We start from the raw sequence: 13996 nt of genomic DNA, 5'->3' as shown, positions 1-13996 counted from the left end.
CTCGTCACGACGGGCTGCCCCTCTCGTGCCGAAGCAACCGCTCGCGACGACTCGACGGGTCCCTCGCGTCCGTCACCTCGAACAGACGAGACGACGAAGGGCCTGGTCGCGCGTGCGACCAGGCCCTCCAGAGTGCTGGACTCAGTGGTCCCAGTTCTCGACGCGGTCGGTCGAGCTGGACGAGCCGACGATGTGCACCCGCATGTCGTTGGTGGTGCCGGCACGCCCGGGAGGCGACCCGGAAACGACGACGACGATCTCGCCGGGCTCGGCCAGGCCCTCGCGCAGCAACACTGCGTCGACCTGCGCGAACATCGCGTCGGTGTGGTTCACCCGCGGCGTGACGAACGACTGCACACCCCAGTTCAGCGCCATCCGACGCCGGACGGCGGGCTCCGGCGTGAACCCGATGATCGGGATGCCGTGGCGCAGGCGCGTCATCCGGCGCACTGAGTCGCCGGACTCCGTGAAGACGCAGAGAAACTTTGCCTCGACGAACTCGGCAACCTCGGCGGCGGCCAGGGTGACCGATCCGCCCTGGGTGCGGGGCTTGGATCCGAGCGGAGGGATCCGCTCCAGGCCGTGCTCCTCCGTCGACTCGACGATGCGCGCCATGGTCTGCACGGTGACGACGGGCCACGCGCCGACGCTGGTCTCGCCCGAAAGCATGACCGCGTCCGCGCCGTCGAGGATGGCGTTTGCGACATCCGAGGCCTCGGCGCGGGTGGGGCGCGGGCTCTCGATCATCGACTCGAGCATCTGCGTGGCGACGATGACCGGCTTCGCCCAGCGGCGCGCGAGTTCGACGGCACGCTTCTGCACGATTGGCACGGCCTCCAGGGGAAGCTCGACGCCCAGGTCACCGCGGGCGACCATGATGCCGTCGAAGACGTCGATGATCTCTTGCAGATTGTCGACCGCCTGCGGCTTCTCGATCTTGGCGATCACGGGAGCCTTGCGACCCTCCTCCGCCATGATCTCGTGCACGCGGACGATGTCGCTGGCGTTGCGCACGAAGGAGAGCGCGATGATGTCGGCGCCGAGGCGGATCGCCCAGCGCAGGTCGTCCTCGTCCTTCTGCGAGAGCGCGGGAACATTGACGGCGACGCCGGGCAGGTTGATGCCCTTGTTATTCGAGACGTTGCCGGGCACGACGACCTCGGTGACGACGCGCGGGCCATCAACGGCGGTCACGCGGACCGCGACCTTGCCGTCGTCGATCAAGAGCATGTCGCCCGGGTTCACGTCGTCCGGCAGGCCCTTGAAGGTGGTGCCGGAGAGTTCCTTGGTGCCGAGGACTTCTTCCGTGGTGATCGTGAAGACGTCACCCTCAGCGAGGGCGTACGGGCCGCCCTCGAACTTGCCCAGGCGGATCTTCGGACCCTGCAGGTCGACCAGGACCGCGACCGCGCGACCGGCGTCGTCCGCCGCCTTGCGGACGATGCGGTAGACGGCCTCGTGGACGTCATAGCTGCCGTGACTGAGGTTCATGCGAGCCACGTCCACGCCGGCGTCGATGATCGCACGAATGGTCTCGTACGACGATGTTGCCGGGCCGAGGGTGGCGACGATTTTCGCTCGTCTCATTGAGGGGGTGCTCCGTTGTTCTGCGCCCGGAGGCGCGTGGTTAGCGGGGAGGGTGAGCTGATTTCTGGCGGGGCGAGACTATCGCGTCCGCAGGGCTAGAGCGTGAAGCCGCGGTCGTTCGGGCGGACCGGCGCGGGCAGTTGCGTAGTGCCTTCGAGATAGCGATCGACCTCGGCCGCGACCGAGCGGCCCTCCGCGATCGCCCAGACGATGAGGGATTGCCCGCGACCGGCGTCGCCGGCCACGAAAACTCCGGGGGCGCTCGTCTCGAAGGCCTCTCCTCGCGCGACGTTTCCACGTTCGGTGAAGGGGACCTCGAGTTGGCGACCGAGATGATCCGACTCCGGGCCGGTGAAGCCCAGGGCGAGCAGGACCAAGTCCGCCGGGATCTCGCGCTCGGTGCCGGCCCTGGGGACCCGGCGTCCGTCGAGGTACTCGGTCTCGGCCACGCGCACGGCGCGGACCTCGCCACCCTCGTTCGCGAGGAACTCGACGGTCGAGGCGAGGAACATCCGCTCGCCGCCCTCCTCGTGCGCGCTCGAGACTTCGAAGACCGTGGGGTCCATCGGCCACGGCTGACTCTCCGGGCGCTCCGACGGCGGCTGCTGACCGATCGCCAGGTTCGTCACCGAGGCGGCCTTCTGCCGATGGGCGGTGCCGATGCAGTCGGCCCCCGTGTCGCCTCCGCCAAGAACCACGACGTGCTTACCCTCGGCGGAGATCTGCTCGAAGACCCGATCGCCCGCAATCGCGTGGTTGGACTGCACGAGGTACTCCATCGCGAAGTGCACTCCGTCGAGGTCGCGGCCCGGGATGGCGAGGTCGCGCGGAACGAGCGCGCCCGTGGCGATCACGACCGCGTCATAGCGGGCGCGGAGGTCGTTCCAGGTGATGTCAGCGCCGATGTCGACGCCAGCGCGGAAGCGGGTGCCCTCGGCCTTCATCTGATTCAGACGCAGCTCAAGGTGCTTCTTCTCCATCTTGAAGTCGGGGATGCCATAGCGCAGGAGTCCGCCGATGCGGTCGTCTCGCTCGTAGACCGCGACGGTGTGCCCGGCGCGGGTGAGCTGCTGTGCGGTGGCGAGGCCTGCGGGGCCGGAGCCGACGATTGCGACAGTCTTGCCGGTGAGGCGCTCGGGCGGGTGCGGCTGCACCCAGTCGTTGCCGAAAGCCTGATCAATGATCGAAACCTCGATCTGCTTGATCGTGACGGCCGGCTGGTTGATGCCGAGCACGCAGGACGACTCACACGGCGCCGGACACAGCCGACCCGTGAACTCCGGAAAGTTGTTGGTCGCGTGCAAGCGCTCGATCGCCTGTCGGCCCTCGCCGCGCCACATCAGGTCGTTCCACTCCGGGATGAGGTTCCCGAGCGGACAGCCCTTATGGCAGAACGGGATGCCGCAGTCCATGCAGCGGCCCGCCTGGCGGCGCAGCACGGCGGAGTCGCCCTGCTCGTAGACCTCTTTCCAGTCCATCAGGCGCACAGACACGGGACGCCGCTTGGGCAACTCCCGGTCCTGCACTTTCAGGAATCCCTTGGGATCAGCCACCGGTTACCTCCAGAATCCGTCCCCACACGACATCGCCGTCGGGATCGAGCCCCTCTTCGGCAGCGGATGCGCGCGTCGCGAGCACCGCGGCGAAGTCGCGGGGCAGTACCTTGACGAAACGCGAGACGGTCCCGTCGAAGTCGTCGAGCATCCCCTGGGCCAGGGTCGACTCAGTCTCGGCGACGTGCCGCTGAAGCAGGTCGCGCAGAATCTCCGCATCGGCGCTGCCGAGCTCGGACAGGGTGAGTTCGCCCGAAGCGAGGGCGTCGCGGTTCACCAGCTCTCGCCGCAGTCCGTGGATGTAGGCGGTGCCGCCGGACATGCCGGCGCCGAGGTTGCGCCCGGTCTCGCCGAGAATGACCGCGAGGCCGCCCGTCATGTACTCGAGCGCGTGGTCGCCCACCCCCTCGACCACCGCGGTTGCACCGGAGTTGCGGACCAGAAAGCGCTCGCCGACCATTCCGCGGATAAACATCGTGCCCTGGGTCGCCCCGTAGCCGATGACGTTGCCCGCGATCACGTTGGCGGAGGCGTCGAAGGTGCTTCGACGGTCCGGCCGAACAATGATCTGGCCGCCCGAGAGCCCCTTGCCGACGTAGTCGTTCGAGTCGCCCTCAAGGCGCAGCGTAATACCGGCCGGGAGGAACGCTCCGAGCGACTGACCAGCGGAGCCGCGCAGCGAGACGACGATGGAGTCGGCCGGCAGACCGTTCTCGCCGTAGCGGACGGTGACCTCGTGGCCGAGCATCGTGCCCACCGCGCGCTCGGTGTTTTTGATCACACGCTCAATAGCGACCGTGCCGCGGTGATCGAGCACGTTCGCCGCGAGACGGATCAGCTCGTTGTCGAAGTGCTGCTCGAGCTCGTGCTCCTGCGCGCGGCCGTGTCGACGCGGCTCCTCCGCCGTGAAGACGGGGCCCACCAGGATCGGCGTGAGGTCGAGCCCGCTCGCCTTCCAGTGCTCGATCGCCTGGTCGACGTCGAGCAGCTCGCGGTGCCCGACGATCTCGTCGATGCTCCGGAAGCCGAGCTGCGCGAGGTATTCGCGCACCTCCTGGGCGATGAACTCAAAGAAGTTCACGACGAACTCGGGCTTCCCCGTGAAGCGCTTGCGCAGCTCCGGATTCTGCGTCGCGACGCCGACCGGGCAGGTGTCGAGGTGGCAGACCCGCATCATGATGCAGCCTTCGACGATCAGCGGAGCCGTCGCGAAGCCGAACTCCTCGGCCCCGAGCAGAGCGCCGATGACGACGTCGCGGCCGGTCTTCATTTGGCCGTCGACCTGCACCACCACGCGGTCGCGCATACCGTTGAGCATCAGCGTCTGCTGGGTCTCGGCCAGGCCGAGTTCCCACGGGGTGCCCGCGTGCTTGAGCGAGTTGACCGGGCTGGCGCCGGTGCCGCCGTCGTGCCCCGAGACGAGGATGACGTCGGCGAGGGCCTTCGCGGTGCCGGCGGCGACCGCTCCGATGCCCGATTGGCTGACCAGCTTCGCGTGGATGCGCGCCGAGGGGTTCGCCCGTTTGAGATCGAAGATCAGCTGCTTGAGATCCTCGATCGAGTAGATGTCGTGGTGCGGGGGCGGCGAGATCAGGCCGACGCCGGCGGTCGCGTGCCGGGTGCGCGCGATCCACGGGTAGACCTTGGTCGGTGGCAGCTGACCGCCCTCGCCGGGCTTGGCGCCCTGGGCGAGCTTGATCTGGATGTCGTCGGCGTGAGTCAGGTACATGCTCGTGACGCCGAATCGGCCTGAGGCGACCTGCTTGATCGCGGAGCGACGCTCGGGGTCGAGCAGGCGCTCCGTGTCCTCGCCGCCCTCGCCGGTGTTCGATTTGGCTCCCAGGCGGTTCATTGCGATGGCGAGTGTCTCGTGTGCCTCGGGCGAGATGGAGCCGTAGCTCATCGCTCCCGTCGAGAAGCGCTTGACGATCGCTTCCACCGGCTCGACCTCGTCAATCGGGATCGGGGTGCGCCCCGCGGTGTCGAGCCGGAACATCCCGCGGAGGGTCATCAGCGAGCCGGACTGGTCATCGACCATCTTCGTGTACTCGCGGAACACGTCGTAGCGGCGGTTGCGGGTGGAGTGCTGCAGGCGGAACACGGTGTCCGGGTTGAACAGGTGCGGGGCACCGTCGCGGCGCCACTGGTACTCGCCGCCGACCGCGAGGCGCTCGTGCGCGACGACCGCGCCGTCCTCGGGGTAGGCCGCGCGGTGTCGGGCAGCGTTTTCCTCCGCCACCACGTCGATCCCGATGCCGCCGAGCTTCGAGACGGTCCCTGTAAAGTACTGGTCCACGAAGGCCTGGCTGAGCCCGACGGCCTCGAACGTCTGCGCGCCGGCATAGCTCGACACGGTCGAGATGCCCATCTTGGACATGATCTTCAGCACGCCCTTGCCGAGCGCCTTGATGACGTTCTTGACGGCCTTCTCGGGCGAGAGATCCGAAATCATGCCGCTACTCACCAGCTGCTCGCAGGTCTCCATTGCGAGATACGGGTTGACCGCGGAGGCGCCGTAGCCGATGAGCGTGGCGACGTGGTGCACCTCGCGGACGTCGCCGGCCTCGACCACGAGCCCCACGCGCATCCGATTCTCGGTGCGGATGAGGTGGTGATGCACGGCCGCGAGCATCAGCAGCGACGGGATCGGGGCGAGGTCCTTGGTGGAGTCGCGGTCCGAGAGCACGAGGAACTGCGCCCCGGCGGCGATCGCCTCGTCGGCCTCGTCACACATCGCGTCGATCCGATCCTGCATGGCGCGCGGACCCGCATCGACGCGGTAGAGGCCGCGGATGGTCGTCGTGATGTGGCTGAGCGGACGCGGCGCAATGTGCTGGATCTTGGCCAGCTCGTCATTGTCGATCACCGGGAAGTCGAGGACCACTTGGCGCGCGTGCTCGGCTCCGGCGCTCAGCAGGTTGCGCGACGGCCCAAGCCCCAGGCGGAGCGACGTGACGACCTCCTCCCGGATCGAGTCCAGCGGCGGGTTGGTCACCTGCGCGAAAGCCTGGGTGAAGTAGTCGAAGAGCAGGCGCGGGCGCTTCGAGAGCACCGCGACCGGGGTGTCCGAGCCCATCGCACCGAGCGGCTCCGCCCCGGCCCGCGCCATCGGCAGCAGCAGAAGGCGGACCTCCTCCTCGGTGTAGCCGAAGGTGCGCTGGCGGCGGTTGACTGAGGCGGGCGTGTGCACGATGTGCTCGCGCTCGGGCAGGTCCTTAAGGTTGATCCGGCCCTTCTCGAGCCACTCCTCGAAGGGGCCGGAGGCGGCGAGCTGCCCCTTGATCTCTTCGTCCTCGACGATGCGTCCCTGCTCGGTGTCGACCAGGAACATCCGACCGGGCTGGAGGCGGCCCTTGCGGACCACTGTCGCCGGGTCGATGTCGAGCACGCCGATCTCGCTAGCCAGCACGACGAGTCCGTCGTCGGTGACGACGTAGCGGCCGGGGCGGAGACCATTGCGGTCGAGGGTCGCGCCAACCAGCTCGCCGTCTGTGAAGACGATCGCCGCCGGGCCGTCCCACGGTTCCATCAACATCGAGTGGTACTCGTAGAACGCGCGGCGCTTCGGGTCGAGGGCGGCGTCCTGGTTCTCCCACGCCTCGGGCACCATCATCATCACGGCGTGCGGGAGCGGGCGGCCTGCGAGGTTCAGCAGCTCGACGGTCTCGTCGAACGAGGCGGAGTCGCTCCGGCCGGGCGAGACGATCGGGAACAGCGGCGACAAGTCGCCCAGCTCGCGGCTCTTCAACTGCGACTGGCGGGCGCGCATCCAGTTGCGGTTGCCCTGCACCGTGTTGATTTCGCCGTTGTGCGCGATCATTCGGAACGGCTGCGCGAGCGGCCACGACGGGAACGTGTTCGTGGAGTAGCGCGAGTGCACTAGCGCCAGCTTCGAGGCGAAGCGTTCGTCCGAGAGGTCGGGGTAGAAAGGCTCGAGCTGGAGCGTCGTGACCATGCCCTTATAGACGAGGGTGCGGCTCGAGAGGGACATGAAGTACACCTCGAGTTCGCGTTCGACTCGCTTGCGCAGGCGGAAGGTCAGGCGGTCCAGACGAACGGAGGCGAGAGGAACGCCGCTCTCGTCAGTCAGGTCGCTCGTGATGAACAGCTGCTCGATCGCGGGCATCGCCGCGCGGGCGAGCGTGCCGATCTCGTCCGGCTGCACCGGGACGGAGCGCCAGCCGAGCACCGAGAGGTTTTCCTCCCGGGCGATCTCGGCGATCGTCGCCTTGACCCGCTCGCGCTCGAAGACATCCACGGGCAGGAAGGCGTTGCCGACCGCGTACTGGCCACGCGGCGGCAGCTCGAACGGAGCGACCTCGCGCAGGAATTCATCGGGGATCTGGGTGATGATGCCCGCACCGTCGCCCGTGCCCGCGTCAGAGCCGACGGCTCCGCGGTGCTCGAGGTTGCGCAGCGCGTTCAGAGCGGCGTCGATGATGTCGTGGCCGGCGGTGCCGCGCATGGTGGCGACCATCGCGAGACCGCACGCGTCCTTCTCAGCGGCCGGGTCGTACATTCCCTGCGCCGTCGGTGCGCTGAGGAAGGGCACGACGGGGACCTGGGGCGAGGGCTGGGCGGAGGCCATGGAAACCGTCCTCACGGGGGTGATGGCTGATCGGGACGTCGCTGGCCCGCGGTGGTGGAGAAGAAGGGGCGACCCCCGATCGGGAGGGCCGCGGGTCTGCCTCAGCGCGAGCGTCGCGCGCCATCGGCGGTGCCTGCGCGACAACCTGCCCGCGACAGCGCTCGTGGCTGCGCCGCAGGAGAGCGGTCGTGCGGGTCTCGGGCAAGTGGGCGGCGGTTGCGGAGGCTCCGCGACCTCCGTCAGGTGCGGGAGACCGGCGGCTTCTCGGCGTCGATGCCGGAAGCAGGGGTGGTGGTGTCGGAGTCGGACTCGACGTCCTCGAATTCTATCTCAGCGGGAGCGGGCGTCCACTCGCGACCTGGCCGGTACGCCGACGGTTCGGCACCCGGGTGCTCGCGCTTCTGGATCACGACGATCAGGAGGCCGATCACCACCGCCAGCAGAGCAGCCCACACGTTCGTGCGGATGCCCAGGAAGAACTCGCTCGGGTCGATCCGGATCGACTCGAACCAGACGCGGCCGATGCCGTACCAGATGAGGTAGGCGGCGAAGACGGTCCCCCACTGCAGCGAGAGGCGACGCTCCAGCAGCAGAATGACGGCGATGCCGACGACGTTCCAGACGATCTCGTAGAGGAACGTCGGGTGAAAGAGCGTGCCCACCGCCAGCCCGACGGGGAAGGCGGGGTTGGTCGGCTCGATCTCGAGGCCCCAGGGCAGCGTGGTCGGCAGACCGAACAGCTCGTGGTTGAACCAGTTGCCGAGACGGCCGAGCGCCTGCGCGGCAAGCATGCCGGGCGCGAGGGCGTCGGCGAAGGTCCAGAAGCGGACACCCGTCCAGCGGCAGCCGATGAAGGCCCCGACCGCGCCGCCGATCAGGCCACCGAAGATCGCGTTGCCGCCGTTCCAGATGCGGATGACCTCCCACGGGTCGGCGCCGGCAGAGAAATAATCGCCGGGGTGAGTGAGCACGTGGTACGCCCGGGCGCCGACGATACCGAGCGGCACCGCCCAGATGATGATGTCGAGCACGACCCACGGCTCGGCGCCGCGGCGCTTCAGACGCTGGTTGGTCATGATCGTCGCCACGATGATCCCCGCGAGGATGCACAGTGCGTAAGTGTGGATCGCGAGCGTCCAGTTGCCGATCGTGAGGTCGTACTGACTCCACGCGTCGGGGGGGCTCGGGATGCTCAGCGGTACGGACACCGGTACTCGACCTTTCGACGGAGGGGGGTCCCCGGACACAGCTGAACCGTGCCCCGGCGGGCATCCCGATTGTAGCGGGAGGCGCTCAGCGCTCCGACCGGGTGCCCTCGGCGAGACTGCGAGCCGTCTCAGCGACGGCCTCGACGCCTCCGGAAGCGAGAGCGCGCACCAGAGCGGAACCGACGATTGCGCCGTCAGCGTAGGCGAGGATCTCGGCGACCTGCTCGCCGGTCGAGATGCCGAGACCGACGCACGCGCTCTCGGAGCCGGCGACGCGGAGCCGCTCGACGAGTGTGCGCGCGGCCGAGTCGACGTCGGTGCGCGCTCCCGTGATGCCCATCGTGGAGACGGCGTAGACGAATCCGCGGCTCTGCTCGACCGCTTGCCGCAGACGCGCGTCGGTCGAGGACGGTGCCGCGAGGAACACGCGATCGAGCCCCAGCCGCTCCGAGACCGCAAGCCACTCGGCGCCCTCGTCCGGGATGAGGTCGGGGGTGATGAGGCCGGAACCGCCCGCGTCGGCGAGGTCGGTCGCGAAACGCTCGACCCCGTATTGCAGCACGGGGTTGTAGTAGGTCATCACCAGAACTGGCACATCGACGCGCGCCCGGATCTCGCGGACCGCCTCGAAGCCGTGGCGCAGGCGGAAGCCACCGGCGATGGCGGCCTGGGTCGCCTCCTGGATCACTGGCCCGTCCATCACGGGATCGGAATAGGGCAGGCCCAACTCGATCGCGTCGACACCGTTCTCGGCCATCGCTACCGCGGCATCGATGCTCGTGGGCAGGTCAGGGAAGCCGACGGGCAGGTAGCCGATCAGCGCACCGGCCGCCTCCTGGTTTCGGCGCCGGACGGTCTCGGCGACACTCGGCCCCCGACCGCTCACGACTGCACCGCTCCCTGGTCCATCAGGCCGAAGTAGTGCGCGGCCGTGGTCATGTCTTTGTCGCCGCGACCGGAGAGGTTGACGAGAATGGTCGCCTGAGGCCCCAGCTCACGGCCGAGTTCGAGTGTGCCGGCGAGCGCGTGTGCGGACTCGATGGCCGGGATGATGCCTTCCGTACGGCTGAGCAGCATGAGCGCGTCCATCGCGGCGGAGTCGGTGACGGCGCGGTAGTCGGCACGCCCGATGCTGGCGAGCCAGGCATGCTCGGGGCCGATACCGGGGTAATCCAGGCCGGCCGAAATCGAATGAGACTCGATGGTCTGGCCGTCCTCGTCCTGGAGGAGGAAGCTGCGCGCGCCGTGCAAGACGCCGGGGCGGCCCTTGCTGATGGTCGCCGCGTGGCGCGGAGTGTCGATGCCGTCGCCGCCGGCCTCGAAGCCGACGAGGCGGACCTCGGGGTCGTCGAGGAACGCGTGGAAGATGCCCATCGCGTTCGAGCCGCCGCCGACGCACGCGGTGACGGCCGTGGGCAGGGCGCCGGTGAGCTCGAGGACCTGCTCGCGCGCCTCCTCGCCGATGATCTTTTGGAAGTCGCGCACGAGCGCCGGGAACGGGTGCGGGCCCGCGACCGTGCCGAAGATGTAGTTCGTCGTGCCGACGTTGGTGACCCAGTCGCGCATCGCGTCGTTGATCGCGTCCTTGAGGGTGCGTGAGCCGGTGGTGACGGGGATGACCTCGGCGCCGAGCAGACGCATCCGGGCGACGTTGAGGGCCTGACGCTCGGTGTCGACCTCGCCCATGTAGACAACGCAGTCGAGGCCGAAGAGGGCGGCGGCCGTCGCGGTCGCGACTCCGTGCTGGCCGGCTCCGGTCTCGGCGATGACCCGCGTTTTGCCGATCCGCTTCGTAAGCAGCGCCTGGCCGAGCACGTTGTTGATCTTGTGCGAGCCAGTGTGGTTGAGGTCTTCGCGCTTGAGGATGATCCGCGCGCCGCCGGCGTGCTCCGCGAAGCGCGGCACCTCAGTAATGATCGAGGGACGGCCGGTGTAGCTGCGGTGCAACTCCATCAGCTCGGCCGCGAACTCGGGGTCGACCTTGCTGCGCTCGTACTCGGCGCTCAACTCATCAAGCGCCTCGACGAGGGACTCGGGGACGTAGCGTCCGCCGAACTCGCCGAAATAGGGGCCGAGTTCATCCCGGAGTGCCATGGAGTACCGCCTTACGGGGGGTCAGATAGCCAGGAAACTGGCGAGAGTGGAGACCGGGTCGCCACCGGTGACGAGGGCTTCGCCCACGAGGACGACGTCGGCGCCCGAGCGGCGGTAGTGCGCAACGTCGTCGGCCGTCTTAACCGCCGACTCGGCCACCTTCACCGCACCGGCAGGGATCCGCTCGGAGAGCCGTCCGAAGAGGTCGCGGTCGAGTTCGAAGGTCGTGAGGTTCCGCGCATTCACACCGATGAGTCGCGCACCGAGGTCAACGGCACGCTCGAGTTCGTCGGCCGAGTGGGTCTCGACGAGCGGAGTCATCCCCAGCTCGAGCACGAGGGCGTGCAGCTCGGTGAGCAGGGGCTGCTCGAGCGCGGCGACAATCAGCAGGACGAGGTCGGCCCCGGCGGCGCGCGCCTCGAACACCTGGTAAGGCTCGGCGATGAAGTCCTTCCGCAGGACCGGGATCGAGACTCGCTCCCGGACCGCCTCCAGGTCGGCGAGCGATCCCTTGAAGCGGCGCTCCTCGGTGAGGACGCTGATCGCGCTCGCTCCGCCGCGCTCGTACAGCGCCGCCAGCTCGGCGGGGTCAGGGATATCGGCGAGGGCTCCACGAGAGGGGCTCGCCCGCTTGACCTCGGCGATGATCTTCACGCGCTCGGCGGGAGCGAGGGCAGCCAGCGCGTCAAGCGCGGGCTTGCGGGCGAGAGCTCGGGCCTCCACGACCTCGAGCGGGGCGCTCTCGCGGCGTCGAGCCGCGTCAGCCAGGGCACCGGCAGTCAGATCAGTGAGCATGTCAGACCCGCGCCTTCGGGTTGGCCTTCGCGCCATCGACGCCGTAACCCGCCTTGGCAAGGCCCATTCCTACGAGCAGGCCCACCACGACAAGGCCGGCGGAGAGCCACACGACCAGGGGCACGTCGAACCAGAACGCAATCGTGCCGATCGTGAAGCCGACCAGCATGATGACGACGGCCGTCCACGCTGCGGGCGAGTGGCCGTGGTTGTCGTCGTCGTGCTCGCTGCTCATGGTTCTCCTCCTGGGGGTGCATCGGAACGAGAGCAGTTTAGCCCGCAGCCTCCTGGGGCCCGGCACCACGGCGCTCCGTCGGGGGCGCGATGCCGACGCGTTCGCAACCGAGGTCACAGGGCGGCGAAGGGCCCGCAGGGACGACTCCCGACGCTGTCCACCTCGATTGCGAACGCCAACTCGGCGTCAGCGCGCGGAGGTCGGGTCGTCGCCGCGGGAAAGTTCGTCCCAGGAGATGACCGGGTCGATATCGCCGTCCTCGGTCGAGACTGTCGACGCGCCGTGGCCGTAGCCGTCAGCGGGCTCGAAGCGGGACGCGCCCTTCCTCGCGGAGCCCGGCCAACGACGCACCGTGACCAGTATTCCGACGCCGAGCAGGGCCGTGACTGCGCCGCAGAGCAGCGCGACGACCGGCCAAGCGGTCCAACTCGAGGAGGCGACGAGCGCCGCGACCGAGTGCTCGCCCGCTATCGCCGTCGCATCGGTGACCAGCGAGGCTCCCGCCCGCACCGGATCGGCCAGCGCCGTCGATGCGGCGAGGACCACGGAGCCACCGAGCACCACCTGCAGCACTCCGAGCACGACACGGAAGGCGGGCCCGGCGATGGCCAGAGCAGCCGCGAGAGCCAGGCCGGCGAGGGCGAGGGCCGAGAGCGCGGGAGCGGCGACCGTCCCGGCCACGTCGATCCGCTGGCCGTCGCCCTCGGGCGCCGCGAGAACGAGCGAGAACCACGGCTGGGTCGACGCAGTGAGTTCGAGCGCGGCCAGGAGCACGACCCCGAGGATCGCGGAGTACTTCAGGCGGCGCCCGCTCACTCGTGGACGCCGAGCGTGACTGGCGCGAGCGGATCCACGTCGAAGCAGGAGTGCTCGCCCGTGTGGCAGGCGGCGCCGATCTGCTCCACCTGCACGAGCAGAGTGTCGGCGTCACAGTCGAGCGCGGCTGCACGCACGTACTGCGCGTGGCCGGAGGTGTCGCCCTTCCGCCAGTACTCCTGCCGGGAGCGGGACCAGAAGGTGACCCGGCCCTCGGTGAGAGTGCGTCGGAGAGCCTCGCGGTCCATCCAGCCCAGCATCAGCACCTCGCCGGAGTCGTGCTGCTGGATGATCGCGGGGAGCAGCCCGGCGGCATCGAAGCTCGCACGGTCAAGGACGGCGGCGAGGTCGGCGGGGGTCATCGGACCTCGATCCCGGAGTCGCCAAGCGCTCGCTTGACGTCGCCGATGCTGAGTTCGCGGTTGTGGAAGACGGACGCGGCGAGCACGGCGTCGGCGCCCGCCTCGATCGCGGGGGCAAAGTGCCGGGCGGCGCCGGCGCCTCCGGAGGCGATCACCGGAACGCTACTCAGCTCGCGCACCGCAGCGATCAGCTCCAGGTCGAAGCCCTGCTTGGTGCCATCGGCGTCGATGGAGTTGACCAACAGCTCCCCCGCGCCACGCTCGATCGCCTCGGTCGCCCAGGCGAGGGCGTCGAGGGTGGTCTCGTGGCGACCGCCGTGGGTGGTGACGACAAAGCCGGAGGCCGCGGCGTCGCTCCGCTTGACGTCGAGCGAGAGCACGAGCACCTGCGCGCCGAAGACGTCGGCGATCTCGCCGAGGAGTTCGGGGCGGGCGATCGCGGCCGAGTTGACGCCCACTTTGTCGGCGCCGTGGGCGAGTAGGCGCGAGACATCCTCGGTGCTGCGGACGCCTCCGCCGACCGTGAGCGGGATGAAGACCTGCTCGGCGGTCGCTCGGACCACCTCGTAGGTGGTGGATCGGTCATCCACGGTGGCCGTGACGTCCAGGAAGGTCAACTCGTCGGCGCCCTGCTCGAAGTACAGACGGGCGAGTTCGACGGGGTCGCCGGCATCGCGCAGATTCTGGAAGTTGACGCCCTTGACGACGCGGCCGGCGGCGACGTCGAGGCAGGGGATGACGCGGACGGCGAGACTCAT

Annotated in this window: 11 protein-coding genes; all 11 read right to left on the bottom strand. The window is 69.0% G+C overall.

The window, feature by feature from the left end:
* Positions 1 to 141: 141 nt before the first annotated feature.
* The 11 genes from pyk to hisF all read right to left on the bottom strand — a co-directional run bounded on the left by pyk (position 142) and on the right by hisF (position 13996).
* Complete coding sequence (pyk, locus tag B0H03_RS13885; protein WP_104264193.1) at positions 142 to 1587, bottom strand: pyruvate kinase; 1446 nt, start codon at positions 1585 to 1587, stop codon at positions 142 to 144.
* Positions 1588 to 1682: 95 nt separating this feature from the next.
* Positions 1683 to 3140 (bottom strand): glutamate synthase subunit beta, encoded by a 1458-nt coding sequence (locus B0H03_RS13880; protein ID WP_104264192.1) that lies wholly within the window; start codon positions 3138 to 3140, stop codon positions 1683 to 1685.
* Positions 3133 to 7728 carry a glutamate synthase large subunit gene (gene gltB / locus B0H03_RS13875; RefSeq protein WP_104264191.1) on the bottom strand — a complete coding sequence of 1532 codons (4596 nt, stop codon included), beginning with the start codon at positions 7726 to 7728 and terminating at the stop codon, positions 3133 to 3135. Before gltB ends, B0H03_RS13880 begins: the two co-directional genes overlap by 8 nt.
* 239 nt (positions 7729 to 7967) lie before the next feature.
* Positions 7968 to 8936 carry a prolipoprotein diacylglyceryl transferase gene (lgt, locus tag B0H03_RS13870; RefSeq protein ID WP_258061914.1) on the bottom strand — a complete coding sequence of 323 codons (969 nt, stop codon included), beginning with the start codon at positions 8934 to 8936 and terminating at the stop codon, positions 7968 to 7970.
* Positions 8937 to 9021: 85 nt separating this feature from the next.
* On the bottom strand, positions 9022 to 9822 hold the full coding sequence (gene trpA / locus B0H03_RS13865; protein ID WP_104264190.1) for a tryptophan synthase subunit alpha: 801 nt from the start codon (positions 9820 to 9822) through the stop codon (positions 9022 to 9024).
* On the bottom strand, positions 9819 to 11030 hold the full coding sequence (gene trpB / locus B0H03_RS13860) for a tryptophan synthase subunit beta (RefSeq protein WP_104264189.1): 1212 nt from the start codon (positions 11028 to 11030) through the stop codon (positions 9819 to 9821). Before trpB ends, trpA begins: the two co-directional genes overlap by 4 nt.
* A 21-nt stretch (positions 11031 to 11051) precedes the next feature.
* A complete protein-coding gene (trpC, locus tag B0H03_RS13855) occupies positions 11052 to 11825 on the bottom strand; it encodes an indole-3-glycerol phosphate synthase TrpC (protein ID WP_104264188.1) in 774 nt (257 codons plus the stop codon).
* Between the two features lies 1 nt (position 11826).
* Positions 11827 to 12060: a DUF6704 family protein gene (locus B0H03_RS13850; protein WP_104264187.1), complete on the bottom strand. Its 234-nt coding sequence runs from the start codon at positions 12058 to 12060 to the stop codon at positions 11827 to 11829.
* A 186-nt stretch (positions 12061 to 12246) separates the two neighbouring features.
* A complete protein-coding gene (locus B0H03_RS13845; RefSeq protein ID WP_160487391.1) occupies positions 12247 to 12876 on the bottom strand; it encodes a Trp biosynthesis-associated membrane protein in 630 nt (209 codons plus the stop codon).
* The gene (hisI, locus tag B0H03_RS13840) at positions 12873 to 13238 is read right to left on the bottom strand and encodes a phosphoribosyl-AMP cyclohydrolase (protein ID WP_104264185.1); all 366 of its coding nucleotides are present in this window, start codon (positions 13236 to 13238) and stop codon (positions 12873 to 12875) included. The genes B0H03_RS13845 and hisI overlap by 4 nt, the downstream gene beginning before the upstream one ends.
* Positions 13235 to 13996, bottom strand: coding sequence for an imidazole glycerol phosphate synthase subunit HisF (gene hisF, locus B0H03_RS13835; RefSeq protein ID WP_104264184.1), 762 nt, complete (start codon positions 13994 to 13996; stop codon positions 13235 to 13237). Before hisF ends, hisI begins: the two co-directional genes overlap by 4 nt.

The organism is Rathayibacter iranicus NCPPB 2253 = VKM Ac-1602 (assembly GCF_003149025.1).
GTDB lineage: Bacteria > Actinomycetota > Actinomycetes > Actinomycetales > Microbacteriaceae > Rathayibacter > Rathayibacter iranicus.
Note: the sequence above shows the minus strand (reverse complement) of the source record. Positions and strands in the feature narration are given on the sequence as shown.